Raw genomic sequence first — 23,666 nt, 5'->3', positions numbered from 1 at the left:
GCCTCCGAGGATTCGGAGGCGTTTTTTTTGTTCTCGGTGCCGGGAACAGTCGTGAACGCCGGATTCCTGCGCTACGAACTGTCCCGGGTGAATGGAGTTTCTCTTCTGAGGAGGATGGGAAACTCCGTGGCCATGGTCGTAGCCCGTGAGCCGCCGACCATGGTCACTCGGGGATTTACTTCTCGGCGGCTCCGCCTTCGTTGTTGACGTCAACGCCGTCGGCGTCCTCGTGGCCGCCGTCGTTTCCATCACCCGGTGTGGCTGCCTCAGTGCCCGGCGTCTCGACTGCGGATTCGCTTCCGTTCGTGACGTCAACGCCGTCGGCGTCCTCGTGGCCGCCGTCGTTTCCGTCACCCGGTGTGGCTGCCTCGGCGCCAGGGGCCTCGACTGCGGACTCGGATCCGGGCGTTTCCGGGGTGACGGGTGTTGACGTGGCGGATACTGCGGTGCCGGAGGCATGCGTCGCGGGGGTGGCTGCCAATGCGGCGCCGCTACCGATGCCGGTCAGGGCGAGAACGATGATTCCGGCGGCGGCGACATTCTTCTTGTTCATGTTGTTCTCCTTGTTGAACGTTTGTGTGGGTGAATGTGTACGACTTTCACAGGGCGATGTAAGGGGCGGGTAAGTGCGGCTGGCAGGACGCTGAGTCTTGTGCGGCGGCGGCGGCCTACGGGGTGCGGGTCGGCGGCCACGCCTCTTATCGTCGGGTCGCCTCATCAGGGCTTTGTCGTATCCGGTGCGGGTTGCTACTCTGACCCGATGAAGGACTTTGACACCGTTGTCATCGGTGCGGGCGTCTCTGGGTTGACCGCCGCGCGGCTGCTGGCGCAGGCGGGGCAACGTGTCGTTGCGCTCGAGGCGCGAGATCGCATCGGCGGTCGCACCTGGACCGAGCGCTCGCACGGCCTCATCAGCGACCGTGGGGCCTCGTGGATTCACGGCATCGATGACAACCCGTTGGCCGATCTGGTGGGCGGCTTCGGTATGCGAACGGTCGAGTTCACCGTCGGCAGTTATCAGCCAGACGGGCGGCCCATCGCTTACTACGGACCGACCGGTGAGCGCCTGAGCGATGGTGCAATCCACGGGTTCGCCGACGACGTTCGGGACTTCGGTTTGCACCTGGCGGTCACGATCGAGGCATCCGAACTCGGGAGTTCGTACGCGGATGCCATCGAGTCGACCCTCGTCACGCTGGCGTGGGATGCAGATCGAGCCGAGCGCGTGCGGGAGTTCGTGATGCACCGCTCCGAAGAGCAGTACGGGGTGTGGGCAGAAGGCCTTGATGCGCACGGCCTCGACGACGACACCGTGGAGGGTGACGAGGTCGTCTTCCCCGACGGCTTCGACCGACTCGCGGCGCACCTGGCCCAGGGGCTCGACGTCAGGCTCGAACACGTGGTCACGCGCGTCGAGTGGTCGGGCGACGGAGTCACAGTCATCTCGACCCAGGGTGAGTTCACCGCGGCCCAGGTCGTCGTCACCGTTCCGATCGGCGTCTTGAAGTCAGGCGACCTTCGCTTTGATCCCGCGCTACCCGAGTGGCTCACCGGCGCCATTGCCGGTTTCGAGATGAACAACTTCGAGAAGGTGTTCCTGCGTTTCCCGACCAAGTTCTGGGACGAGGGTGTCTACGCGATTCGCCAGCAGGGCAAGGCCGGCAAGTGGTGGCACTCCTGGTACGACCTGACGGAGCTGCATGGGGTGCCGACACTTCTCACCTTCGCAGCGGGGCCGAGCGCCATTCAGGCACGCGAGTGGGACGACGACCGGATCACCGAGTCGGTCATGGACGCCCTGCGGGGTCTCTACGGGGAACGGGTTGAGCGCCCGGCCCAGGTGTTGGTCACCCGCTGGCAGGATGATCCCTTCTCCCGTGGTTCGTACGCGTACATGAAGCCCGGATCGACCCCCGGGGATCATGACCTGTTGGCCACCCCGGTCGATGGTGTGCTGCACCTCGCGGGCGAGGCGACCTGGACGGACGATCCCGCGACGGTGACCGCGGCGCTGCGCTCTGGCCACCGTGCGGCCCGCAACATCCTCGGACGGGAGCTGCCGTTCTGCGGATTGACGGAACCGCTCTGATCCGGTTCCTGGAGGCTCGAGTGGCTAGGGTGCGAGCCAGGCTCGTCGCTCGCGGCAAGCGAATTCGAGGAATGTTGTGGCGGGCTTGCCCGTGATCTTGCGCACGGTTCGGTTCGGGAAAGCGGAAATATTGAAACGGACGATCCGGTAGATCATCTTATGCACTGCGATGTAGTCGGCCGGTTTTCCCTGCTCGGCGAGACGATGGAGATAGTCGCGTTCGCTGGGGCGGGCGTAGCGGATGTCCCGGGCGAGCACGTCGGTGAGGATGCGGGCGATCTTCCGGTAGCTGAGGGTCTGTTCGCCGGAGAGCGTGTAGGCGGTGCGCAGATGTCCTTCCTCGTTGAATACCGTTGCGGCGACTGAGCCGATGTCGCCGGCGTCGATGAATGCCGTGAGCGACCGCCCCGCGGGTAGGTAGATCTCGTTGTGATCGCGGATCTCCCTGCCGTAAGTCGTGGAGAGATTCTGCATGAAGAAGTTCGGTCGGAGGAATGTATACGGTGCGTCTGAATTCTTGAGGTACTGCTCGACGGCGTGGTGAGGGGTTGACGTGTTGCTCTGCACGCCCTGCAGCGAAAGGAACACGATCTGCCGGATGTTTCGGCGTCGTGCCGCATCGATGAGAGGAAATAGGAAGGTGCGCACGTCTTCGATAGCGGGCGGGCGCATGAGGAAGAGCCGGTCGCACCCGTCGAGCACGGCCTCGAGTTCGTCGCCTGTCATCCCGAAGTCGAATCGACGCGATTCCGCACCAGCCGGGATCCGGGTGGCATCCGACTCGTGCCGAGTAGCGGCGACCACCCGGGTGCCCCGATCGAGGAGGGAGTCGATCACCGCCGAGCCGACGATCCCGGTCGCGCCCGTGACGAAGACGGCCATATCGTTCATGAATTCTCCACGAGCTGGGTAAGAGCGGTTGCTGCGGCGGTGAGTTCCGGGTCGGTGAGAACGTCAAAGAGAGGAAGAAGACGCTCCACGGTGGAAGCTTCAAAGCGGGTGACCTCTTCGACGGCGACGCTGGTCAGCTGGATGAAGCGAGATCGTGCGTCATCGGGGTTGGCGACGGTTTGCACAAGGTTTTCGTTTCGTAGGCCGTCAACCAGCTGGGTGACCGCTCCTGGCGTGACACCGAGCGAGGTCGCGAGCCGGTTCGGTGTAACAGGCCGCCGGTCGTGGGCGACCACGAACAACGTCTGCAGTTGAGTGCGCGTCAGCCCACGTCCCTCGAACGGAATGCGTCGCTCGGCCGTGATCGCACCACTGAGCATTGTCACTGCTTCAATCACGGAAGCGATCCGCTCCAGTCGTTCTCGAGAGGTCATCACGTGCTTTCCCGTCCCGCCGCAGCAAGGGATCGTCGTCAGCATTTAGTTTAGCAACTAAAGTGATTTGCCCCGGGAGGTGGGGGGACCGCTCGCCCTACCGGCGCTTCCAGGCGTATTCGTTCTCCGGCCGCCCCGGGGTTCCGTAACGGGGCTGCCGGTCGAGCATTCCCGTGTCGGCCAGATGCTCAAGGTATCGCCGGGCGGTAACCCGCGAGATGCCGATCTGCTCCATCACCTCGCTGGAGGAAACGGGCGCGGTCTGCTGCTTCAGGAACTCGATCACCGCCCCCAGCGTGCCCTCGGACAGGCCCTTCGGCCGGGGTAGGTCGGTGGGTGTTCGCAAGCTGGCGAATGCCAGGTCCACGTCGGATTGGCTCGTCACGGCGGTGCGGGCGCCCAACTGGATGCGGAAATCCCGGTATTGCACCAGCTTCTGGGCGAACGTCGCATAGGTGAAGGGCTTGATCAGATACTGCACGATTCCGGCCGCCACGGCGCCGCGCACGATCTCCAGTTCGCGGACCGCCGTGATCGCGATGATGTCGGTGGTCAGGCCGGCCGCGCGCATCCGTCGGCTGACCTCGAGGCCGTGCAGGTCCGGCAACGTCATGTCCATCAGGACCAGGTCGATCGGCTGTCCGGCAGCCGAGGCCGCGGTGAGGGCGCGCAGTGCGGAGTGGCCGTCGGCGGCCGTGCCAGCGAGCACGAACCCGGTCAGCCGGCCGAGGTAGGCGGAATGGGCCTCGGCGGCGATGGCCTCGTCTTCGACGACCAGGACCCGGATCTCACCGTCAATCATGCGCGACCCCCGTCGGTTGTGCCCGGGCCGGCTCGGTGGCCGCGACGGGTCCCGGCGGTCCCTGGTGGGGGAGCGTGACCGTGAAGACTGCGCCCACTCTCCGGGTGATGCTGAGGTTTCCGCCGAGCCGCTTGACGGTCTGGCGCACGAGCGCCAGGCCGAGGCCGCGGCCGTAGGCGCCCGGCTCCTTGGTGCTGTATCCGCGTTGGAGAATGTCCGTCACGGCTTCCGGCGCCACGCCGGGCCCGCTGTCGGCGACCTCGATGGCCACGGCATCGCCGGTCGCGCTGACGGCCAGGTGCACCGTGCGAGGTGCGTCGCCGCCGGCCGCCGCATCGAGTGCGTTATCGACGAGGTTGCCGACGACGGTGACCAGGTCCTGGGCCGACAGGCCGAAATCGGAGAGCGAACCGGCCGCCTCGACGCTGAGGAGCACGCCGAGCTCGCTGGCCTGGGCGAACTTGCCCATCAGCAGGGCGCTGAGCACCGGCTCGTCGACCGAGTTGGTCATGTCGTCGGTCAACTTCTGGCTGAATTCGAGGTCCTTGGTCGCAAAGTCGAGAGCCTCGGCGCCGCGCCCCAGCTCCATCAGGGACACGATGGTGTGCAGACGATTGGCGTGCTCGTGGGTCTGGGCGCGGAGGGCATCCGAGAGGGTGCGCGTGGACTGGAGCTCACTGCCGAGATTCTGCAGGTCGGTGTGGTCGCGGATCGTGGCGACCCAGCCCATGGGCGTTTGCTGGTTGCGGCGGACGCCAGGCAGCAGGGCCGGCCGCTGGCTGACCACCAGCACTCGCGTGTCGGTGAGGTGGATCTCGTCGACCGCGGCCCGGCCGCTGCGCAGCAGGGCGCCGAGTCCGGGCGGCAGATCGAGCCGGTCGAGGCTCAGCGCGGCCGCGACGGATGCGCGCGCACCCGGCCGCGACGATGGCCGCGCGTGGGACCGGGCCGGGGCACCGAGAAGCCGCGCCGCCTGGTCGTTGTAGAGCACGACCTTGCCGGAGAGATCCACCAGCACGAGCCCCTCCCGCACGGAGTGGAGCACGGAGTCGTAGTAAACGAACAGCTGGGCGAGCTGTTCCGGACCCCAGCCGAGCGTGACCCGGCTCAGATAACGTCCGATGATCCAGCTGGCGAGCGTGCCGGCGGCGAGCAGGATCAGGGCCACGGCCAGCACGGCCGGCAGTCGTGCGCTGAGGGCGATGGAGAGGTTGCTCGTCGTCACCCCGACCGCCACCAGGCCGAGCACGGCACCCTGCTCGTCGGTGACCGGCACTATCGCTCGCACGGATGGCCCGAGTGTGCCGGTCGTGACCTCGCTGAAGGGCTCCCCGGCAAGGGCCTGTCTGACCGTGCCGATGTAGGGGCGCCCGATTTCGGAGGCAGTCGGATGCGTCCACCGGGTACGGTCGGGGGCCATGATCGTGATGAAGTCGAGCCCACCGTCGGCGGTCACCCTCAGCGCATACGGCTGCAGGATGCCGGTGGGGTCGTCGGAGCGGGCGGCCGCCAGCACCATGGGGCTGTCGGCGATGGATGTGGCGACCGCCAGCATCCGGTTCTTGGCCTCCACGAAGCTGCGGTCGCGGGCGTCGACGAAAGCGGCAGTGCCCACGAAGACGGTCATCGCGATGATGAAGAGCGCGTTCGTCAGGAACAGGCGACCCGCAATGCTCAGGTCATGCCCCATCGCATCCTTCTTTCGGGCCGCCGTTCGTCTCTGCTGGTCCGTGACCAATATGACCGCAACAGTGACGTTTGGCGCCCAGTCGACCAGTGTGAAACGCACCACGGCTCTTCGCGGGTGCATCTGGCGCCTGTCCTCAGCCTAGTGACCAGACAAAGGAGTCTTGACATGGCATCGCTGCCCCACCCTCGCGCTGCAAAGCCGGCGAAGAAGAAGTTCGACAAATCCCACTATCTCTATCTGGCGGTCATCATTGCCGTGATCCTCGGCGTCGTCGTGGGTCTGCTGTTCGGCGGCTCAGACGGATTCGCCGTTTCACTCAAACCGCTCGGTGACATCTTCATCGCGTTGATCAAGATGATGATCTCGCCGATCATCTTCTGCACCATCATCATCGGGATCGGCTCCATCGCCAAGGCGGCCACGGTCGGCAGGATCGGCGGCCTGGCGCTCGGCTACTTCCTCATCATGTCGACCTTCGCCCTGGGCATCGGCCTGTTCGTGGGCAACCTGGTCAAGCCGGGCGCGGGACTGAACCTCAGCTCGACCGCTTTCGTACCGCCCGAATCCGTCGAAACGAACTTCTTCCTCGGCATCATCCCGACGACCCTGTTCTCCTCGCTGACCGCCGGCAACATCCTGCAGACCCTGCTGGTGGCGCTCATCGCCGGCTTCGCCCTGCAGAAGATGGGCGCGGCCGGCAAGCCGATCCTCGAGGGCATCGTTCACGTGCAGGCCCTGGTCTTCCGCATCCTGATCATGGTCATGTGGCTCGCCCCGATCGGCGCCTTCGGTGCCATCGCCGCCGTCGTCGGCGCCACCGGCATCCAGGCCGTGGTCAGTCTCTTCACCCTGATGGGGGCGTTCTACCTGACCTGCGTGCTCTTCATCGTGGTCATCCTCGGGGGGCTGCTCAAGATCGTCACCGGCGTCAACATCTTCAAGCTGATGCGCTACCTCGGTCGCGAGTACCTGCTGATCTTCTCGACCTCCTCCTCCGAAGCAGCGCTGCCGCGTCTGATCGCCAAGATGGAACATCTCGGCGTATCCAAGCCCGTCGTCGGCGTCACCGTTCCCACCGGCTACTCCTTCAACCTGGACGGCACGGCCATCTACCTCACGATGGCGTCGCTCTTCATCGCGACCGCCATGGGCCAGCCGTTGGCCCTGGGGGAGCAGATTGGACTGCTCGTGTTCATGATCATCGCCTCCAAGGGTGCTGCCGGCGTCTCCGGGGCCGGAATTGCGACGCTCGCCGCCGGTCTGCAGGCCCACGCCCCGCAGCTGCTCGACGGCGTCGGATTCATCGTCGGGATCGACCGGTTCATGTCTGAGGCGCGCGCGCTCACGAACTTCACCGGGAACGCAGTCGCCACGGTGCTGATCGGGTCCTGGACCAAGGAGATCGACCGCGCCCAGGTCGACCGGGTGCTCGACCGCCACGAACCGTTCGACGAGACCACGATGATCGCCCATCACAGCGTTCCGACCGCGGCCGAGACGAGCAGGGAAGCCGAAAAGGCGGCTCAGACGGCGGTGCTCGCCCGCTGAGTTCCGGCCGGGTACCAGACCGGTGGGAATGACCGTGCGTGGACGGCCGGCGAGGGCCTCCACTGCGGTCGTGATGATGGCGGTGCAATGTCGGGTCGCCGAGGCGCATGATGGGCGCCTGAATTCAGCCGAAGCGCCGTGATCTCGGATCTGGTACGCCTGGGCAGGTTCGCTCGCGTTCCCCGTTTCCCCGACTCTCTTCGACGGCGCCCAGAGACGCGCACCGGACAGGGGGCGCTAGAGGTGCGTCGTGGTTCCCGTGCCGCCGGGGCGGAGCGCTTCGCGGGGCTCGGACGTGTCGGCACGAGTGGAATGGCGCATCATCGATTGAGCCACGGACTGAAGTGTCTCCGTGAACGTGTCGCGTTCGACGGGATCCAGCTCGCTCGTGGCCGTCTCGAGGAGCGCGACGAAGTCGCGATGGATATCGAGCATCATCTGGTGCGCAAGAGGCGTGAGCTCGAGGTAGAGACTCCGCCGATCGTTCGGGTTGTTCACCCGGTGGAGCAGCCCTGAATCGACGAGTCGGCTGGAAATGAACGTGACCGCCGCTGTGGTCATATTCAGGTAGCCGGCGAGTTGCTTGGGCGTGACGCTCACTTCGGCAGCGACCCGGAACAGCGCACGAAGCTCACTGGGGGAGAGCCCGGCATCCTGACCGATCCGCTCGCGGTTGCGCTGCATGACGTTGACGAATTCGACCGCCGCCGCGGGGAACCCGACGAGCGTGTGAGACTGTCCGGCCTCGGTGCTCATGAGACCTCCTGTCTCTACTGGATAAGTCAGTTTATGGGGCGTGGATGATCCCCAAGATACCGCTCCCGAAAACTTATTGACTTTAATACTAACTTAGCGTTTTAATTAGTTATTCAGTCACTCAATCATGCTTTAGGAGGATCCGTGATTCCCGACATCCTGTCGCAGGGGCAATACGCAACCGTCTACAACTTCTTGTCGCTCGTCATCGCGTCGCAGCTGTTCACCGCAGTGTTTCTGCTCATCTCCCTTCCGCGGATTCTGCCGCGCTACCGCCAGGCGATCACCGTCGCGATCGTCGTGTGCGGCATCGCCGCGTATCACTACTTCCGCATCTTCGACTCGTTCAAGGAGGCCTTCATCTCGACGGAGGTCGGCGGCGCCGGAGACTACAGCCAGGCCGTCGGGGTGTCCTTCAATGAGGGCTACCGCTATGTTGACTGGCTGTTGACGGTGCCGCTGCTACTGGTCGAGCTCATCGCGGTGCTCGCGCTCGCGCGCAAGGTGCAGTCCGGACTTCTGATGCGCCTGGTTCCGGCGGCCGCCCTGATGATCGTGCTCGGCTACCCGGGTGAGATCAGTGGCGACAACGGACTTCGCGGACTGTTCGGTCTGCTCTCCACCATCCCGTTCGCCTACATCCTCTACGTGCTCTTCGTTCAGCTGAGCAAGTCATTGAACACGCAGCCCCAATCGGTGCGCAAGACAATCGGTCGCCTGCGGTTCCTTCTCCTGCTGAGCTGGGGTGTCTACCCGATCGCATATCTGCTCCCTCTTCTCAACATCTCCGGAGCGGATGCCTGGGTCTTCAAACAGGTCGGCTATTCGGTCGCAGACATTCTCGCGAAGGCCGTCTACGCGCTGATCATCTTCGGCATCGCAAAAGCCAAGTCCTATGAGGACAACGCCGAGTTCGCGGCGGCAGAAGCCGCTCACGACGACGTGGCTGCAGTCCGCAGGTAGCGGCTGCGTACATTGCCGCCGCTCCTGCAGGCGGCACCGACGACGGCGCGCTTTCTCAGAGGGGAGCGCGCCGTCGGCGTCAAACGGGCGGGAGGCCTCGTCGAACGTTGATCGATTCACGCGAACCGGCGGGCACGCCCGATCGTGGTGGGGTGGATTGATTTATGCGATCAAGGTGTGCAGATCGACCCCGAAGAGGGCCACGAGGGGCCAGAGCACAATTGCCGCCAGGCCTTCCAGAATATTGCCGGGAACGTTCCATGCCACGAGATAGCCCTGGGTGGCGGCTACGACTACCCCGATCACCAGATACACGATCCCGGCCAGACCTATTCCAGGCCTGCCCAATCCGCGCCTGCTCATAGTGCGCCTGCCAATTCCGAGTCTCGTCGTTCATCTTCCGCCACGGGGTGTGGTTCACCTCATCCTAGCGCCGGGATAATTCGGGGAGACCGGCTCATTGTTGCGGCCGTAACGCAAGGGTATTCTCGTCGGAAAGGGGCTCGCGCGGAACGCTGAAGATTCGATCAGCCGGTGGGGCCTCCCCACCTTCCAGTGACGAGAGGCGGAAACAATGAGTGAGGCTGACAAGATCAAGAATGCGGCTGAGAAGGCTGCAGGAAGGCTCAAGGAGAGCGCCGGCAAGATCGCGGGCGACAAGTCGCTCGAGGCTGAAGGCAAGAGCGAACAGGCCAAGGCGAGTCTGAAGCAGGCCGGCGAACATGTGAAAGACGTGTTCGAGAAATAGCGCACGCACACGGTTGCCCGGGCTTTCCGGGAAGAATGGAAAGGAACACCATGAACATGCTCTTGATTGTCGTGGCCATCATCGCGGTCGTCCTCCTACTGACGGGCGGTTTTGTGCAGTCCCTGAACTTCCTGTTGTGGGTGGGTGTGGTCCTGCTGGTGATAGCGGTGATTGCGTTCTTGGTGCGCTCGATGTCGGGTCGTCGGGGCGCATAACGGGCGTCTGAATTGGCGTCAGGGCCATCGTGAAGACCGGTGGCTACACGCCCTACTTCGAACGTGATGCTCTACTCGTGGGGCTCCGTGCTGAAACGCCCCCGGTATTCCGGGGGCGTTTCGGGTGTTTGGGCAGTATCGCCGTGCAGTCAGCTCGGTTGTTCGTCACCCATGGCCGATGCGCCCTTATGGTTGTCCAGCCGGCCGAACGTGCTGTCGAGCACGCTGGCCAACTTGTGGAGGGCCCCCGTGACGGCCCCGGTCACGGACGAGGCGGTATCGCTTGCCGCGAGAGGATTCCCACCGGTCGGACGGGCCTCCAGCGTGCACTTGATGTCATCAGGTGTTGTTCTGCCGGCGCTCTCACCCTTGAGGTGCACCTCAACCCGAGTCAATCGGCTCTCGAACCGTGCCAGGAGCGTGTCCACCGAAGCCTCGACCTCGCGCACCAGATCGTCCGTGGCTTCAATGTTGCTATCGGTGTTCACTAGGATCTGCATCGTTGCTCCTCTGTCGTGTTTCCCCGGCTCCACCACCCTCCGGGGCTGTGGATTCAGGGCCGTTCACGATTCGCTCTCGTGCCGGTGGACCGACAGACGCTCTCGTTCCTCCCACGCGAACCGTGTCATTCCAGTATGGCCCGAACCGGGAGTGGGCGTCTCCGGCGAGGCGGCGCACCGTGCGAACGTCCGCCGGGAAGGGGTCGATCGCCGTCGTTCAGCCGATTCTGGCCACCGTCACGGCGATCTTGGCAATCTCGCACTCCGGGTAGCCCCGCAGGTGCACGGTGATGGCGTCGTGCACCTGACGGCAGACTTCGGTCGCGGCGTAGCCCTCGCCGACACCGATCTTCACGGCAATGGACAGGCCGGACATCTCCTCGACCAGCACCGTGCTGGCCGACGGAGGCCGGCTGGTGAGTGCATCCAGCGCGGTCGTGATGACGGCGGTGACGAGCGGAGCCGCCGAGTACAGGCTGTCCACTCCGGGCACGGCGAGCACGGCCTCGTCGACGAGATCGGCAGGGGGGAGAACGTCGCTCATCACTTCTCCGATTCGCTCGGGGGAGTTGCGGGCCTGAGATACAGGTCACGGATGGTGATGTCGATCGCCGCGATCGATAGGTCGGTGTGGTCGTCGAGGGCTGCGTAGAGCGCTCGGCGCAGCTCCGTCGCCTTCGCCGGAATATTCTCGCCCTGGCATATAGCGGCGTGGACGCGGATCGTGATCGGGGCGCCGGGCTCGCTCACGTCTCCATCGAGGCGGCATCGACCGATGATGATATTCGAGACCTCGTCGCCGGTCGCCCGGAGAATCCCCCGAACCGCGCCCTCGGTGACCACGAGACGGGCCGTCGGTGAAGGATGTTCGATCGGGATGTCCCGGCCGGAATGCGCCTCCAGGTTGATGTGCTGGAGGACGGACCTGACCCAGCCGTCGCTTCGCTCCGACTCGCGTTCGATGTCGCTGGAGAGCAGCGAGCGCTGCACCGTGCGGAGTCGTTGCAGGCTGCGCAGGGCGATCTGGCACTCGGGGGAGTCGTCGATGGTCGGGTCGGGCGGGGTGCGGCCCCGGTCGAGGTAGTCGCTCAATTCCTCGATGGTGTGCCCGGCCAGGTGGGCCAGCTCACGGTCGGAACTGTCCAGGTCGAAGGCGACGAATGGCTCGTCGGGTGAGGTCATCGCCATTCCTCCATTTCCCGGAGAAGAGTCTTGCGTGCTCGGGCGAGCAGGCCCCGAACCGTTGACACGGGCAGGTCCAACTCTTCGGCGATCTCACCGTAACTGCACTCGGCAAGTTCACGGAGCATCCAACATCGGCGCTGGTCCTCCGGCAGGTCGGCGAGGACCCGAGAGAGAGCTTCGGTCTGGGACCCCGCTTCCGCAAGTCTATGGGGGGATTGGTGCTCAGGCGCGGCCGGTTCGCTCAGATCGATGTTCGCGTGCTTGCGCCGCGCTCGCACCCGGTCGATGCTCTTACGGCTCACGATGCGCATCAACCAGCTCTTCACCGCGCGGCCGTCTTCGAGGGTGGAGAGCTGCTGCCAGGCCGTGATGAACGATTCCTGCACGACATCGTCCATCTCGTCATTGGACCCGAGCACCCGGGAGGCGTAAACCCGCATGAGCGGTCCGTAGCGCCGCACGATCACCTCGAAGGATCGCACGTCGCCGTCCGCCGCCCGGTCGACCAGGGTGAGGTCGGATGCCGTGTCGAGTGGGGAGGGGACCTGCTCCCTCAACGTCGTCGACATTCCAGCCTCCTCACTGCGTTCTCCTTCTCCCCGACAATATTCGCGCAATCGTGTGACAAATATGCCACGGGTTGCGTCCTAAATGTGAAGCCGTACCCTCACCCGGCGCACCAGTGCCGGGTTAGCCCGAAAGTGCCAACAGAGAGCGAGAACAGCATGAGTGCATCCGACAAGATTCGCAACGCCGCCGAAGACCTCAAGGGCAAGGCGAACGAAGCCGTCGGCAAGGCGACCAACGACGAATCCAAGGAAGCCGAGGGCAGGGCGCAGCAGGCCGCGGCCGATGCGAAGAAGGCCGGCGAGAACATCAAGGACATCTTCAAGGAGTAGTAATCGCCGGACTGGGGGCGTGCGGCAGGGCGTCGTAGCTGCCGCACGCTCCGTTCTCCGCCCGTTGACCACGTGCGGTGCGCCCAATGCCGGGCGTGGCGCACCTCATCTGTGGCGAGCCCAATGACGGGTTCGTCGCACAGCACAAGGACTGTGACCCCATGCAACTTTCCTTCCCGATCGCGCCGTTCGAGGCTCGCGGACCCCTCAGCTCCCAACTCCTGACCGCACTCTCGCTCCCCGCTGACGACTCCGGCTCCAGCCTCGGCGGGTTCATCGTCGCCACCGCGGAGGCGCTCGCCGGGTGCGGCGACGTCGTCAATGATGACGATCTCCAACTGACCCTGTTTCTGCTCTACGGCCTGCACTACGACGACGTCGTCGCAGCGGATCCGGGCTGGGAATGGCATCCGACCACCATCGTCGCCCGCCTCGCCATCGAGCGGGCCCTCGAGTCGAGCCTCCGCGCAGCGATTGCCCAGCCGCCTGTCCCGGTCTCGAGTCCGGACGCCGTCGCCCGGGCGCTCTTCGCTCTGACCATCGACGACCAGGGCCCGAGCCTCTCCCGCTACCTGGCACAGAAGGCCACCGTGGACCAGGCGGTCGAGTTCATCGTGCACCGATCGATCTACACCCTGAAGGAAGCCGACCCGCATTCCTGGGCGATCCCGCGGTTGACCGGGCGGGTGAAGGCGGCGCTGATCGAAATCCAGGCCGATGAGTACGGCGGAGGCCGCCCTGAGCGCATGCACTCGGCCCTGTTCGCCGACACGATGCGTGGGCTGGGCCTCGATGACCGTTACGCCGGCTATCTCGACCACGTTCCGGCGCTCGTCCTCTGCTCGTTCAATGCGATGAGCATGTTCGGGCTCAACCGTCGGCTTCGCGGCGCAATCGTCGGCCATCTCGCCGCGTTCGAAATGACCTCCTCGATTCCGAGTCGCCTCTACGGAGACGGGTTCCGCCGGTTGGGTTTGAGCGAGTGCGTCACGCGCTACTTCGACGAGCACATCGAAGCGGATGCCGTGCACGAGCAGATCGCCGGCCGCGACCTCGCCGGGGCGCTCGCCGTCGACGACCCGCGCACACTCCCCGACATCATGTTCGGGGCTGCCGTCTGCCTGGCTCTGGATCGCTGGGTGGCGAATCACCTGCTGGCGGCCTGGAATGACGGACGCAGTTCGCTGCGTCGCCCGCTCCCCGCCGATGTCCACGACGAGCCGGCCGAGGATCATCGGGCCGAGGACGCTCTGCCCACCCGGCCGCTGGAGATCGTGACGGTGGCCTCGTAAAAACGTCCGGACCGGATTTTCCCGCGACGATCACCGCCGGGCCAACAGAGCCGGGCAACTGAGACCAGGCGCTCGAAACCGAGACGCCACACGACCGGGGGCCGCCATCGACAAGGGGCGAACTGCGGCCCCCACCTCTTTCCGCCTGGCCGGACCACCAGAAGCCGGGCCGGACGACAAGAAGGGAGAACCCCTGAGACTGCGGGGGAGACGCGGCGGGTCGCCGGATCAGGGACGCGCATCGGCGCGGTCGTCCGGCCAGGCAGCGATAGCGGCCCGCACGGACGATCGGCCCGCGCGGGCGCTGTTCCCCTCGGCGCCGCACGGTGCTAGCGTGCCGGGATGAAGCAGAGAGAGCTCTTTCTCCAATCGGATGCCGCTTTGCGCTCCGTCATTGACCGGATCACTCCCGAGCAGCTTGCGCTCAACGCGCCCGGCGACTGGTCGCGCACACCGAACCCCACCGTGCGCGACATCATTGCGGACCACGCCCGCGACGAGGCCTGGGTGCCCGCGGTCCTGGCGGGACTCACCATTGCCGAGGTCGGCGGCGACCATGCGGGCGACCTGCTCGGTGACGATCCGATCGGCGCCTACGACCGGATGAACGACCTCGCCACCGCGGTGGTCACGGCCGACCTCGATCCGGACAAGACCGTGCACCTGAGCTATGGTGACTTTCCGCTCGCCGAGTACCTGCAGCACGTGAGCATCTACCGGGCCTTCCAGGCCTGGTCGATCGCAAAGCATCTCGGGATCGACTTCTCCATGGGAGCGCCCCTGGTCGAAAATCTGTGGGAGCAGATCGGCCCGCAGATCTCCGGCTGGCGGGAGATGGGCGTCTTCGGTCCCGAGGTCGACGTTCCCCCGGACGCCGACCGGGAGACCCGGCTTCTCGGTCGGACCGGCTACTGGGTGCCGTGACTCAGATCCAGTCGTTGCGCTTGAACAGCACGTAGAGCAGAGCCGACATCGCCACGATCAGGCCGAGTGAGCTGTAGAGACCGAACTCCTGTCCGAAGCCGGGGTACGGCACGTTCTGGCCGTAGAAACCGGTGATTGCCGTCGGCACGGCGATGATGGCCGCGTAGCCGGTGACCTTCTTCGTGATCACATTGAGCCGATTCCCCTGGATCGCGAGGTTGGCCTCGAGGATGCTGGTGGCCAGGTCCCTCAGACTCTCGGTCCATTCCATCGCCCGCAGAACGTGGTCGTAGACATCCTGGAAGTAGGGCCCCATCTCGTCACCGAGCAGGTGCAGGTCCCGGCGCAACAGCGTGTTGATGACCTCGCGCATCGGCAGGATCACCCTCCGCAGGGTGACCAGGCTCTTGCGGAGTTCGAAGGAACGCCGTTGCACCGACTCCTGGTTTGCGCTGGGAATGAACAGCTGACTCTCGAGTTCCTCGATCTCATCGTCGAGGGCCTCGACCGCCTCGAAATAACCGTCGACGAGGTAGTCCAGCAGACCGTGCACCAGGAAGGCCACACCGTTCCGGGCCAGGTCGGGCGAGGCATCCCACCGGGCGACGACCGCGGCGAGATCGAACCGCCCGTTCCGGTGCACCGTCACGAGCGCACGGTCGGTGATGAACGCCGCGATCTCGTTCGTGGTCACCCGGGAGGTGGCGGGGTCCAGTGCCGCGGAGTAAGCCGAGAGGAACAGGTGATCGGGGTAGCGGTCGAGCTTGGGCCGCTGGCCCAGGCTGAGCGCGTCCTCGACGGCAAGTTCGTGCAGGCCCAGTTCATCCGCGAGCTGGGCGAGGTCGTCCTCGCTCGGATCATCGAGGTCGATCCAGACGATCGTGTCCGCCGCCTCCAGATGCTCGGACACCTCGGCGAGCGAGAAGTCCTCGCCGACGAGGAGGCCATGACGATAGCAACGGGTTCTGGGTGTGCGCACCACCTCAGTCAACCAGTAATCGACGGGATCAGAGCCCGTAGAGGTCGTCCCAGCCGTTGTCGGACAGCATCCCCGCGTCGGCGAAGGCCTGCTCGTACTCGGGTTCGGCGCCGGTGAGCAGGGCCAGGGTGCGCTCGCGCAGGTAGTCGATGGCGTCGACGGTGTCCGGGTCCTTCGCGCGGGTCTTCTCGGGGAGACTGAGGAACTCGCTCCCCGGAGCCACGACGAGTTGCACGAGCACGGAGTCACCGTGATCGGTGAGAGCCGGCAGCTCCACGAGTTCGGAGCTGTGGCCGGCCGGGAGAGCGACCGCCAGTCTGAGCAGGGCATCCGCCACCCCGTCCGTGGTGAGGAAAGACCTTCCGCAGTACGTGACTCTCTTCATGAACGTGCCTTCCCGGGTGACCGTCTTCGATTGTTCAAACTCAGGTCGATGACGCCACGGTAGCGCGGTCGCTCCGATCCCGCTGTCGGCAGGAAGGGGGACAGGAAAGAGTGGGGAATTCTCAGGTCAGCGCCGGTTTTGTGACCAATTCGCGAGCTCGGCCGGGGTGCCGAACGTGGTCGTGACGCCGGCGTCCGCCAGTTCGATCCGAAAGCTCGGCGCCCCGAGCGTGGTGCGCACGATCAGGTCCGCCCGGGCGTCGCCGTTCGACCAGAGCAGCCGCGCCTCGTCCTCCCCGCTGGTTGTCCAGCTGAACTCGCCGTCGAATGCGGCATGCTCGGTGCGCATCCGGGCGAGTCCGAGTTGCGCCAGGGTCACGTCGGTGCCGAGGGCCCGGTCGACCTCCTCGGCGGGGTACCGGTGCCGGTTCACGTCGCGCCCGTTCCCGGTCTCGGCGAACAGCGCGGTGTCGTCGAGCCCGCCGAGCAGCCCGACGTAGTAGACCTGCGGCCGGCCGGGCAGGAAGTGCTGAACGGCACGGGCGAGGAGATACGGAACCGTCTCGCCGCCGAGGGTGCTGAAGAAGGTGGCGTTGATCTGGTGGGGAAGGGTGAACCATTCCGGCACCACCGAGGCGAGCGACGAATGCCCCGTGGTGGCCACATCGGCCCGTGCGAAGATGGCGGCCATCTCGTCCCGGCTGATCAGGCCGGGCCGGTCGCCGCTCGGGCCGGCATCAATGATGCCGATTCCGTCGTGGGTGTCGAGCACGGTGATCGCGTTCGTCGGCCGGATCTCGAACCAGGCGGCCAGGCGGTCGACGGTGCCGGTGCCGAGGGAATGCAACAGCAGGGGAGCGAGCGCGAAGTCATAGACCCAGTCCACGAGCGGTGCGATCGCCAGTTGCTGGCTGTAGTGCGCGTGCACCTCGACGAGCACGTCGACCCGGGTCTCGTGGGCAAGGGCGACAACGACCCTTGTGAAATCCAGTGTCTCGGGGGTCATGAAACTGTCGGTGCCGGGAGTCTTGACCGCGTAGCCGACCGCATCGAGCCGCACGGTGCTGACGCCGCCGTCGGCGAGGGCTCGCAGCACCCGACGCAGGTACCTGAGTGCGGCCGGGTGACGCACGTCCAGGTCGACCTGGGTTGGCATGAACGTCGTCCAGACGAGGTGGCGGCTGCCATCCGATCCCTGGTACGCCGTGAACGGGAGTCCGGGGCGGGGGCGGTAGAACGCGGTGATGTCGTGTTCGGTGCCGCCGTCGGGGAACACGGTGTCGAAGGTGAGGAACATCCCCGCGTAGTCCGACGCGTCGCCGTTGGCGAGCCAGTCCACGAATTCCGCCGAGGAGGCCGACACGTGGTTGACGATCAGGTCAGCGGTGAGGCCGCGGTTGCGAGCGAGTGCCCGCATGTCGTCCCAGGTGCCGAGGCGCGGGTCCACCGAAGCGTGGTCGATCGGGTCGAAGCCGGCGTCGGCACCGTCAAAGGGAATGTAGAACGGGAGCACGTGCACGCTCGAAAACGCGCGGAGCGGCCCGTCGAGCACGGTCTGCAACTGCGCAATGGTGCCGCCCAGGCGATCGGCATAGACGAGCAGTTCGACATCGGACATTACGACTCCCGGCGTTCCAGCGGCACGCCGGTCGGCGACGCGGCGGCAGGACCAGCCCGGAATGCGGGCGCGGCACCGGTTCAGAAGTTACGGCACCGGCAGAGTCAACGCAATTTGCGGGTAACGGCGACGGCCGGCGACGCACCGAACCAGGAGATCGCCGCGCCGGAGTCCTGGGGACTGGGCCCAGGGACGGCCTCCGCTGACGGGGCCGGAACGGGAGGGGCAGCAGCCGCATCTCGGATGCTGGATTCAACGAAGGGGAAGCACATTTGCGACGGTCCTATCCAATCGGTAGGCCGGCTGACCCGAAGGTCCCGTGCCTTTGCGACCCCGCCTTGCAACGGGTGTGCCCTTGCGATCGACGGTGAGAACCGCCCGGCCCGCATACGTGCTTCTGGCCGTGAAGGCAGTATCACCGGACGGGGACGGCGCCGCAAGGGCCGCGTCGGGCGGGTCGGTGTCCGACCCGGCCGACGCGACCCCTGGGTGCGATCACCGGTTACTCCGGGACCACCAGCACCGGGGTGTCCTTGCGCAGGGTCTCGCCGCGGAAGAAGCTCGGCTGGCGCCAGTAGGTCAGCCCCATCACGATGGCACCGAGCACCAGCAGCCCGACGCCGAGCAGAAAGACGAGTCCGATCCCGAAGATTTCGGAGCCGCTGCCGAAGTCCGGGCTCCAGCTGCTCACCGCGGTCTGCACGAAGACGACCGTGAGGATGAGCCCGCCGAGACCGGGAATGAGCAGGCGCATGAAGAAATTGCGGATGCTGCCGAAGAGGCTCTGACGGAAGTACCAGACGCAGGCGAAGGACGTGAGTGCGTAGTAGAAGCAGATCATCAGGCCGAGCGACATGATGGTGTCGTTGAGCACATTGACGCTGATGATCGTCATCACGGAGTAGAAACCGCCCGCGATGGCGCCGGCCGCGATCGTCGCGTAGCCGGGAGAACCGAACCGCTTGCTGATGGTGGCGAACTTCGGCGGGAGTGCGTTGTAGTGCGCCATCGCCAGCAGTGTGCGCGCGGGGGAGGTCATCGTGGACTGCAGGGACGAGGCCGAGCTGGAGAGCACGGCAAGGGAGACCAGGATGGCGAGTGGCCCCATGATCGGCGATGCGATGGCCGCAAAGATGTTGCCCTGGTTGTCGGGGTTGCGGAGCCCGATGCCGTCCACCCCGACGCCGGCGGCCATCATGGTCGTCACGATGAGGACGAGGTAGATGCCGAGCACGACGAGGGCGGTCAGCGTACCGGCCTTGCCGGCGGTCTTCTGGCCGCCCTTGGTCTCCTCGTTCATGGTGAGGCAGACATCCCAGCCCCAGTACACGAAGATGGCCAGCGAGATCCCGGCGGCGAACGAGCTGAAACTCTGCACCTGGGTCGGGTCGAACCACTCCCAGCTGAACGGGATAGCCGTCGTCGATGCGGCGGAACCGGCGCGGACGAGGGCCAGGACGGCGAAGATCGCGAGCACCGCGAGCTGGAAGCCGAGGAGGCTGTACTGAACGAGCTTGGTGGCGTGCAGGCCTCGGTAGCTGACCCAGACGGCGAGGGCGACGAAGAGCAGGCAGGTGAGGATGTTCACGGCGGTGTTGTCGGCGAGGTCGGCCAGCGCCGGATTGCCGAAGAGCTCCCCGAGGAAGATGTAGAAGAAACTGACCGCGACGCCGGCGAGGCTGGAGAGCACGATGATGTTGGCGGCGAGCATGCCCCAGCCACCCATCCAGCCGACGAAGGGCCCGAATGCCTTGGTGGTCCAGGTGAAGGACGTGCCGCTGTCCGGCGAGTCGGCGTTGAGCTCACGATAGGCCAGGGCCACCAGGATCATCGGGATGAAGGCGACGATGAAGATCGCCGGCACGTGGAGTCCGACCTCGCTCACGGTGGCGCCGAGGGAGCTGGTCAGGCTGTACGCCGGGGCGACGGAGGACACGCCCATGACCACGACGGCGAGGAGACCGATCTGCCCGCCCTTGAGCCCCTTCTTGGTGATGCCGTGAACGGTTCCGGCCGCGTCGTGCAGCTGGTTGCTGTGCACGTGCGGCTGGTGGCCGTCGGTGGTGGAGGTCGGGGCAGGCCTGGTCGAGAGGTCGGTCATGTAGAGCCCTTTCAAGCGTCGTCGCTGACGATGTGCGGGTGGGGAGGGCAGGCGCGAGGGAGGGATGGCGTCGCGATGCCGACTAAATGAATTGGGTTCGTTTAGTTTGGGTCTGGCGGCATCGGAAAGCAAGCCCATCCGGAAGAAAAAGATAACATTCCGGATGTTTGTTGCGGGGTCAGGCGTGCGGTCCCGGTCTGGTGGCCGTGAGGGCGGCCAGGGCCGCGAGCAGCGCCTCGAGTCCGAGCCGGAATGCCACGTCGCCGGGCCCTCCGCCGGAGCCCTGGTCCTGGCTCCTGACGGCGCCGGTGAAGGTCGGGCTCGAGCCGGCCAGGTCCCCGGTCTCGAAGATATCGGCCGGCGCGTTGGCGTCCAGGGCCGAGCCGAAGATGAACGACTCCACCGCGACGATGGCCGGGACGATCGTGTCCTGGGGTACGCCCGCCCTGGCCAGGCCGACCGCGATGATCTCGTACATCTTCAGAGTCTCGGGCGCGCCCGTCACCGGCAGCACGGCCACCAGGGGGACCAGGGGCGCGTGTCTGGCAAAGACGTCCCGGTACGACCAGGCCCACCGGCGCATGGCGGCATCCCACGGCTCGGCGGCGAAGCCGCTCACGTCGACCATCGTCATCACGTGGTCCTGCAGCCAGACCAGTACTTCCTGCTTGGAGGAGACGTGGTTGTACAGGGCAGAGGGTGCAACCCTGAGGCTTCCGGCCAGGCTGGACATGGTGAAGCCGCCGTAGCCCTCGACCGTGATCAGGGCCAGCGCCGCCGCGATGATCCGGTCCCGCGACAACACCATCTTCAGGGGTCGTCCGGCGCGGCGAGGAAGAGTCGAGGCCTCGTCGGTCATCTGATGGCTCCTCCCGAAGAGCGTGAGATGGCCAGAGTAGACCATTCCAAATGACCCGGCCATATCGGCAGCGGCATCAGAGAGCTGCGCTTACCGGAGTCTGAAGCCGCCGTTCGGGAGATCGAGGCTGTGCTGCTGCACTCCGCAGTCCTCGCACTCGAACCAGAGCTCCTCGTCGGCAAGAGCGTCCAGCGACGGCTCCAGAACCCGCATCCGTCCCTGGCACGCACGTTGCTGGCATTCGGGAGTGAAATTCATCGGTCTGGCTTTCCTCCTCGATCGGCGAGACGGCTGACCTGACGCGGAGTGTACTCCCGTTTGGTGTCGGGCGCGACAAATGCCGCCCCCTCGGCTGCAGGCGGGGCCGGTCCGGGCGAGGCCTTGACACCGACCGCCATCAAAATTAGCGTGAGGAATGAGCCGGTGATTCGGCCGATTTGCTCCCGAGCAGGCGGGCGAAACGGTCGAGAATGTGCAGTCGTGCCGGACTTCGGCGATCTCAATGGGTGATCAACATGACGGCACGAATGCAATCCAGGCTCCAGTTCCTGGGGGCAACGGACACGGTCACCGGCTCGAGGTACCTCGTTGAATCCGGTGGGCGCCGGGTCCTCGTTGACTGCGGCCTGTTCCAGGGCTACAAGCTGCTGCGCAACCGCAACCGGCTCGCCTTCCCCGTGCCGCCGGAGTCCATCGACGCCGTGCTGCTCACCCACGCCCACCTCGACCACACCGGCTATCTCCCCGCGCTCATCCGGGACGGTTTCACCGGACCGGTCTACGCGAGCGCGGGAACCGCGGAGCTCAGTTCGCTGCTCCTGCCCGACAGCGGCTACCTTCTCGAAGAGGAGGCGAAGTTCGCCGGGAAGCGCAAGTCGTCCCGGCATGAGAACCCGCTTCCCCTGTACACGGCGGAGGATGCCGTGGCCAGCCTGGATTCGTTCCGGCCCCGAGACTTCGACCAGGAGATCGACCTCGGCGGCGGCATCCGGGCCACGTTCGTCCCGGCCGGCCACATCCTCGGGGCGGCCCAGATCCGGCTCGACGTCGGCGACTGCGCCGTACACTTCACCGGCGACCTGGGCCGCGCGAACGACCCGCTGATGAACCCGCCGCGCGCGCTTGAGGCCGTCGATGTGCTCGTGTCGGAGTCGACGTACGGGGATCGCACGCACGATCCGGTCGATCCCGAAACGGAACTGGGCGACGTGATCCGCCGGGTAGCTGACCGCGGCGGTGTCGTCGTGATCCCCGCGTTCGCGGTCGGCCGGTCGGAGACCCTGCTGCTGCACCTCTCCCGGCTCCGCGACCGCGGCGAGATTCCGCCGATTCCCGTTTACCTCAACAGCCCGATGGCGATCAACGCCACCGAGATCTACCAGCGGCACCCGGGCGAGCATCGGCTCAGTCCGACCGAGTTCCGGAGCATGTACGACCTGGCCAAAATGGTGCGCAGTGTGGACGAGTCCAAGCTGCTCAACCTGCGCGGCGGCCCGATGATCATCATCTCCGCCAGCGGAATGCTCACCGGCGGCCGGGTGCTTCACCACATCGTCGCGTACGGCTCCGACCCGCGTAATGCCATCATCGTGACTGGCTTCCAAGCCGGCGGAACCCGCGGCGCCGCCCTCCTGCGCGGGGAGGAAACCCTGCGCATCTTCGGCCGCGATGTTCCCATCACCGCCGAGGTCGTGGAGATCGGGAGCCTCTCCGCCCACGCGGACTCCGACGAAGTCATCGAGTGGATGCGCGGGGCACCGGTCGCCCCGAGGATGACGTATCTCACCCACGGCGAGCCGCAGTCCTCCGACGCCCTCCGGCTGCGGGTCAAGCACGAACTCGGCTGGAACGCACGGGTGCCGGAGTATCTCGAGCGGATCGATCCCGCGGCCCCCGACTGAGCCCGCCGCCGGGGATTCCGTGATAATTTCGGCACACCATGACCGTTTCCCCGCGCGCCGGTGCCCCAGATGCAGAGCCGCCGCGCCGACGAGCGTTGACCAGGGTCGAGGTTGCGGACATCGCGGTGCGGCTGTTTCGTGAACGCGGCTACGAGGCCACGAGCGCCACCGAGATCGCCGAGGCGGCCGGGGTCTCCCGCAGCACGTTCTTTCGGCAGTTCCGCTCCAAGGACGACGTGATCTTCGCCGACCACGACGAGTTGTTCGACCAGATCGCCCGGCACTTCGAGTCGGCACACCCCGACCCGTGGCTGGCCGTCTGCGACGGAGCAATAATGGTCTTCGACCGGTTCAGGGAACGACTCGAAATCGCGCGCATCCGGGACCTGGTCGTGCGCGAGACTCCCGTTCTGCGCGATCGCGAGACCGTCATGGTGATCCGCTACGAGCGGATGTTCGCCGACTACCTCAGATCGTCCGTCCCCGCGGCGCCGGCGCTTGCGGCCATCCGTTTTGCGGCCGCGGTCACGGCCACCCATAACTACCAGTTGCGCCGCCTGATCGGCTCGCCGCCGGGGGATGGCCCGGTCACAACCGCCTCCGCACTGTCCTCGGAACTGGCCGCCGAACTCGCGGAGGTGCGCCGGATGTTCCGGCAGGGCGGCGGCGCGAACGCTGGGCGGGCAGATTCCGGTCAGGACCTCGTCATCGCCGTGTTCCCGGCCGGGGCGGACCCGGGCGATCTGGCCCGGGCGATCGAGGGGCAACTCCGCGCTGCGTCGACCGGATAAGAATTGAGACTGAGTTCCATTTGACCTGGGACTGAGTCTCAGGTAGAACTTGGACACGACTTCACGAGAGGAATACCGTGCCCGACTACGACATCTC

General features: G+C 65.8%; 27 protein-coding genes and 1 riboswitch. Of the genes, 10 read left to right on the top strand and 17 right to left on the bottom strand.

What is annotated here, in order from left to right:
• Positions 1–175: 175 nt before the first annotated feature.
• Positions 176–553: a hypothetical protein gene (locus QMG61_RS12760; RefSeq protein WP_283494707.1), complete on the bottom strand. Its 378-nt coding sequence runs from the start codon at positions 551–553 to the stop codon at positions 176–178.
• 207 nt (positions 554–760) lie between these two features.
• On the opposite strand from QMG61_RS12760, the gene QMG61_RS12755 reads away from it, so the two are divergent.
• Positions 761–2,089, top strand: coding sequence for a flavin monoamine oxidase family protein (locus QMG61_RS12755; protein ID WP_283494706.1), 1,329 nt, complete (start codon positions 761–763; stop codon positions 2,087–2,089).
• 24 nt (positions 2,090–2,113) lie between these two features.
• On the opposite strand, the gene QMG61_RS12750 is transcribed toward QMG61_RS12755, so the two are convergent.
• The 4 genes from QMG61_RS12750 to QMG61_RS12735 are packed head-to-tail and all read right to left on the bottom strand — an operon-like array spanning position 2,114 to position 5,906.
• Positions 2,114–2,980 carry an NmrA family NAD(P)-binding protein gene (locus tag QMG61_RS12750; RefSeq protein ID WP_283494705.1) on the bottom strand — a complete coding sequence of 289 codons (867 nt, stop codon included), beginning with the start codon at positions 2,978–2,980 and terminating at the stop codon, positions 2,114–2,116.
• Positions 2,977–3,459: a MarR family winged helix-turn-helix transcriptional regulator gene (locus QMG61_RS12745; RefSeq protein WP_283494704.1), complete on the bottom strand. Its 483-nt coding sequence runs from the start codon at positions 3,457–3,459 to the stop codon at positions 2,977–2,979. The genes QMG61_RS12750 and QMG61_RS12745 overlap by 4 nt, the downstream gene beginning before the upstream one ends.
• A 52-nt stretch (positions 3,460–3,511) precedes the next feature.
• Positions 3,512–4,216 (bottom strand): response regulator, encoded by a 705-nt coding sequence (locus QMG61_RS12740; protein ID WP_283494703.1) that lies wholly within the window; start codon positions 4,214–4,216, stop codon positions 3,512–3,514.
• A complete protein-coding gene (locus QMG61_RS12735) occupies positions 4,209–5,906 on the bottom strand; it encodes a sensor histidine kinase (protein WP_283494702.1) in 1,698 nt (565 codons plus the stop codon). The genes QMG61_RS12740 and QMG61_RS12735 overlap by 8 nt, the downstream gene beginning before the upstream one ends.
• A gap of 165 nt (positions 5,907–6,071) precedes the next feature.
• On the opposite strand from QMG61_RS12735, the gene QMG61_RS12730 reads away from it, so the two are divergent.
• Positions 6,072–7,454, top strand: coding sequence for a cation:dicarboxylate symporter family transporter (locus QMG61_RS12730; protein WP_283494701.1), 1,383 nt, complete (start codon positions 6,072–6,074; stop codon positions 7,452–7,454).
• A 237-nt stretch (positions 7,455–7,691) separates the two neighbouring features.
• On the opposite strand, the gene QMG61_RS12725 is transcribed toward QMG61_RS12730, so the two are convergent.
• Positions 7,692–8,210 (bottom strand): MarR family winged helix-turn-helix transcriptional regulator, encoded by a 519-nt coding sequence (locus QMG61_RS12725; protein WP_283494700.1) that lies wholly within the window; start codon positions 8,208–8,210, stop codon positions 7,692–7,694.
• 144 nt (positions 8,211–8,354) lie between these two features.
• On the opposite strand from QMG61_RS12725, the gene QMG61_RS12720 reads away from it, so the two are divergent.
• Positions 8,355–9,173 (top strand): bacteriorhodopsin-like, encoded by an 819-nt coding sequence (locus tag QMG61_RS12720; protein WP_283494699.1) that lies wholly within the window; start codon positions 8,355–8,357, stop codon positions 9,171–9,173.
• A 162-nt stretch (positions 9,174–9,335) separates the two neighbouring features.
• Here QMG61_RS12720 and QMG61_RS12715 read toward each other — a convergent pair whose 3' ends face one another.
• Positions 9,336–9,536, bottom strand: a complete 201-nt coding sequence (locus tag QMG61_RS12715; RefSeq protein ID WP_283494698.1) for a hypothetical protein — start codon at positions 9,534–9,536, stop codon at positions 9,336–9,338.
• A 211-nt stretch (positions 9,537–9,747) separates the two neighbouring features.
• On the opposite strand from QMG61_RS12715, the gene QMG61_RS12710 reads away from it, so the two are divergent.
• Complete coding sequence (locus QMG61_RS12710) at positions 9,748–9,921, top strand: CsbD family protein (RefSeq protein ID WP_283494697.1); 174 nt, start codon at positions 9,748–9,750, stop codon at positions 9,919–9,921.
• 50 nt (positions 9,922–9,971) lie between these two features.
• Positions 9,972–10,136, top strand: coding sequence for a hypothetical protein (locus QMG61_RS12705; protein ID WP_283494696.1), 165 nt, complete (start codon positions 9,972–9,974; stop codon positions 10,134–10,136).
• Between the two features lie 149 nt (positions 10,137–10,285).
• Here the strand turns inward: QMG61_RS12705 and QMG61_RS12700 are convergent, their stop codons facing one another.
• The 4 genes from QMG61_RS12700 to QMG61_RS12685 all read right to left on the bottom strand — a co-directional run bounded on the left by QMG61_RS12700 (position 10,286) and on the right by QMG61_RS12685 (position 12,390).
• On the bottom strand, positions 10,286–10,636 hold the full coding sequence (locus QMG61_RS12700; protein WP_283494695.1) for an HPF/RaiA family ribosome-associated protein: 351 nt from the start codon (positions 10,634–10,636) through the stop codon (positions 10,286–10,288).
• A gap of 217 nt (positions 10,637–10,853) precedes the next feature.
• On the bottom strand, positions 10,854–11,180 hold the full coding sequence (locus tag QMG61_RS12695; RefSeq protein WP_283494694.1) for a hypothetical protein: 327 nt from the start codon (positions 11,178–11,180) through the stop codon (positions 10,854–10,856).
• Positions 11,180–11,818 carry an Asp23/Gls24 family envelope stress response protein gene (locus QMG61_RS12690; protein WP_283494693.1) on the bottom strand — a complete coding sequence of 213 codons (639 nt, stop codon included), beginning with the start codon at positions 11,816–11,818 and terminating at the stop codon, positions 11,180–11,182. Before QMG61_RS12690 ends, QMG61_RS12695 begins: the two co-directional genes overlap by 1 nt.
• Positions 11,815–12,390: an RNA polymerase sigma factor gene (locus QMG61_RS12685; RefSeq protein ID WP_283494692.1), complete on the bottom strand. Its 576-nt coding sequence runs from the start codon at positions 12,388–12,390 to the stop codon at positions 11,815–11,817. The genes QMG61_RS12690 and QMG61_RS12685 overlap by 4 nt, the downstream gene beginning before the upstream one ends.
• A gap of 156 nt (positions 12,391–12,546) precedes the next feature.
• On the opposite strand from QMG61_RS12685, the gene QMG61_RS12680 reads away from it, so the two are divergent.
• From QMG61_RS12680 to QMG61_RS12670, 3 genes are all read left to right on the top strand, one after another.
• Positions 12,547–12,720 carry a CsbD family protein gene (locus tag QMG61_RS12680; protein ID WP_283494691.1) on the top strand — a complete coding sequence of 58 codons (174 nt, stop codon included), beginning with the start codon at positions 12,547–12,549 and terminating at the stop codon, positions 12,718–12,720.
• A 161-nt stretch (positions 12,721–12,881) separates the two neighbouring features.
• Complete coding sequence (locus QMG61_RS12675; RefSeq protein ID WP_283494690.1) at positions 12,882–14,012, top strand: iron-containing redox enzyme family protein; 1,131 nt, start codon at positions 12,882–12,884, stop codon at positions 14,010–14,012.
• Between the two features lie 342 nt (positions 14,013–14,354).
• A complete protein-coding gene (locus QMG61_RS12670) occupies positions 14,355–14,936 on the top strand; it encodes a DinB family protein (RefSeq protein WP_283494689.1) in 582 nt (193 codons plus the stop codon).
• A gap of 1 nt (position 14,937) precedes the next feature.
• Here QMG61_RS12670 and QMG61_RS12665 read toward each other — a convergent pair whose 3' ends face one another.
• The 6 genes from QMG61_RS12665 to QMG61_RS12640 form a co-directional block, all read right to left on the bottom strand.
• Positions 14,938–15,915 carry a magnesium transporter CorA family protein gene (locus QMG61_RS12665; protein ID WP_283494688.1) on the bottom strand — a complete coding sequence of 326 codons (978 nt, stop codon included), beginning with the start codon at positions 15,913–15,915 and terminating at the stop codon, positions 14,938–14,940.
• 28 nt (positions 15,916–15,943) lie between these two features.
• The gene (locus QMG61_RS12660) at positions 15,944–16,300 is read right to left on the bottom strand and encodes a hypothetical protein (RefSeq protein WP_283494687.1); all 357 of its coding nucleotides are present in this window, start codon (positions 16,298–16,300) and stop codon (positions 15,944–15,946) included.
• Positions 16,301–16,426: 126 nt separating this feature from the next.
• Positions 16,427–17,917 carry a sucrose phosphorylase gene (gene gtfA / locus QMG61_RS12655; protein ID WP_283494686.1) on the bottom strand — a complete coding sequence of 497 codons (1,491 nt, stop codon included), beginning with the start codon at positions 17,915–17,917 and terminating at the stop codon, positions 16,427–16,429.
• Between the two features lie 290 nt (positions 17,918–18,207).
• A riboswitch (cyclic di-GMP riboswitch) is annotated at positions 18,208–18,281 on the bottom strand.
• Between the two features lie 138 nt (positions 18,282–18,419).
• Entirely contained in the window at positions 18,420–20,018 is a 1,599-nt protein-coding gene (locus QMG61_RS12650; RefSeq protein WP_283494685.1) for an APC family permease, read from the bottom strand.
• Positions 20,019–20,196: 178 nt separating this feature from the next.
• Positions 20,197–20,877, bottom strand: coding sequence for a TetR/AcrR family transcriptional regulator (locus tag QMG61_RS12645; protein ID WP_283494684.1), 681 nt, complete (start codon positions 20,875–20,877; stop codon positions 20,197–20,199).
• 90 nt (positions 20,878–20,967) lie between these two features.
• Complete coding sequence (locus QMG61_RS12640; RefSeq protein ID WP_283494683.1) at positions 20,968–21,135, bottom strand: hypothetical protein; 168 nt, start codon at positions 21,133–21,135, stop codon at positions 20,968–20,970.
• A gap of 257 nt (positions 21,136–21,392) precedes the next feature.
• On the opposite strand from QMG61_RS12640, the gene QMG61_RS12635 reads away from it, so the two are divergent.
• Both QMG61_RS12635 and QMG61_RS12630 read left to right on the top strand, forming a co-directional pair.
• On the top strand, positions 21,393–22,778 hold the full coding sequence (locus tag QMG61_RS12635) for an MBL fold metallo-hydrolase (protein WP_283494682.1): 1,386 nt from the start codon (positions 21,393–21,395) through the stop codon (positions 22,776–22,778).
• A 38-nt stretch (positions 22,779–22,816) separates the two neighbouring features.
• Complete coding sequence (locus QMG61_RS12630) at positions 22,817–23,569, top strand: TetR/AcrR family transcriptional regulator (RefSeq protein WP_283494681.1); 753 nt, start codon at positions 22,817–22,819, stop codon at positions 23,567–23,569.
• Positions 23,570–23,666: the final 97 nt, after the last annotated feature.

It is taken from the genome of Cryobacterium sp. PH31-AA6 (assembly GCF_030063195.1).
GTDB lineage: Bacteria > Actinomycetota > Actinomycetes > Actinomycetales > Microbacteriaceae > Cryobacterium.
This window is presented reverse-complemented; position numbering and strand designations above follow the sequence as displayed.

Coding starts and splice junctions, on each gene's coding strand:
- QMG61_RS12760 (WP_283494707.1), bottom strand. CDS start 553: ATGAACAAGAAGAATGTCGCCGCCGCCGGAATCATCGTTCTCGCCCTG.
- QMG61_RS12755 (WP_283494706.1), top strand. CDS start 761: ATGAAGGACTTTGACACCGTTGTCATCGGTGCGGGCGTCTCTGGGTTG.
- QMG61_RS12750 (WP_283494705.1), bottom strand. CDS start 2,980: ATGAACGATATGGCCGTCTTCGTCACGGGCGCGACCGGGATCGTCGGC.
- QMG61_RS12745 (WP_283494704.1), bottom strand. CDS start 3,459: ATGCTGACGACGATCCCTTGCTGCGGCGGGACGGGAAAGCACGTGATG.
- QMG61_RS12740 (WP_283494703.1), bottom strand. CDS start 4,216: ATGATTGACGGTGAGATCCGGGTCCTGGTCGTCGAAGACGAGGCCATC.
- QMG61_RS12735 (WP_283494702.1), bottom strand. CDS start 5,906: ATGGGGCATGACCTGAGCATTGCGGGTCGCCTGTTCCTGACGAACGCG.
- QMG61_RS12730 (WP_283494701.1), top strand. CDS start 6,072: ATGGCATCGCTGCCCCACCCTCGCGCTGCAAAGCCGGCGAAGAAGAAG.
- QMG61_RS12725 (WP_283494700.1), bottom strand. CDS start 8,210: ATGAGCACCGAGGCCGGACAGTCTCACACGCTCGTCGGGTTCCCCGCG.
- QMG61_RS12715 (WP_283494698.1), bottom strand. CDS start 9,536: ATGAGCAGGCGCGGATTGGGCAGGCCTGGAATAGGTCTGGCCGGGATC.
- QMG61_RS12710 (WP_283494697.1), top strand. CDS start 9,748: ATGAGTGAGGCTGACAAGATCAAGAATGCGGCTGAGAAGGCTGCAGGA.
- QMG61_RS12705 (WP_283494696.1), top strand. CDS start 9,972: ATGAACATGCTCTTGATTGTCGTGGCCATCATCGCGGTCGTCCTCCTA.
- QMG61_RS12700 (WP_283494695.1), bottom strand. CDS start 10,636: ATGCAGATCCTAGTGAACACCGATAGCAACATTGAAGCCACGGACGAT.
- QMG61_RS12695 (WP_283494694.1), bottom strand. CDS start 11,180: ATGAGCGACGTTCTCCCCCCTGCCGATCTCGTCGACGAGGCCGTGCTC.
- QMG61_RS12690 (WP_283494693.1), bottom strand. CDS start 11,818: ATGACCTCACCCGACGAGCCATTCGTCGCCTTCGACCTGGACAGTTCC.
- QMG61_RS12685 (WP_283494692.1), bottom strand. CDS start 12,390: ATGTCGACGACGTTGAGGGAGCAGGTCCCCTCCCCACTCGACACGGCA.
- QMG61_RS12680 (WP_283494691.1), top strand. CDS start 12,547: ATGAGTGCATCCGACAAGATTCGCAACGCCGCCGAAGACCTCAAGGGC.
- QMG61_RS12675 (WP_283494690.1), top strand. CDS start 12,882: ATGCAACTTTCCTTCCCGATCGCGCCGTTCGAGGCTCGCGGACCCCTC.
- QMG61_RS12670 (WP_283494689.1), top strand. CDS start 14,355: ATGAAGCAGAGAGAGCTCTTTCTCCAATCGGATGCCGCTTTGCGCTCC.
- QMG61_RS12660 (WP_283494687.1), bottom strand. CDS start 16,300: ATGAAGAGAGTCACGTACTGCGGAAGGTCTTTCCTCACCACGGACGGG.
- gtfA (WP_283494686.1), bottom strand. CDS start 17,917: ATGTCCGATGTCGAACTGCTCGTCTATGCCGATCGCCTGGGCGGCACC.
- QMG61_RS12650 (WP_283494685.1), bottom strand. CDS start 20,018: ATGACCGACCTCTCGACCAGGCCTGCCCCGACCTCCACCACCGACGGC.
- QMG61_RS12645 (WP_283494684.1), bottom strand. CDS start 20,877: ATGACCGACGAGGCCTCGACTCTTCCTCGCCGCGCCGGACGACCCCTG.
- QMG61_RS12640 (WP_283494683.1), bottom strand. CDS start 21,135: ATGAATTTCACTCCCGAATGCCAGCAACGTGCGTGCCAGGGACGGATG.
- QMG61_RS12635 (WP_283494682.1), top strand. CDS start 21,393: ATGACGGCACGAATGCAATCCAGGCTCCAGTTCCTGGGGGCAACGGAC.
- QMG61_RS12630 (WP_283494681.1), top strand. CDS start 22,817: ATGACCGTTTCCCCGCGCGCCGGTGCCCCAGATGCAGAGCCGCCGCGC.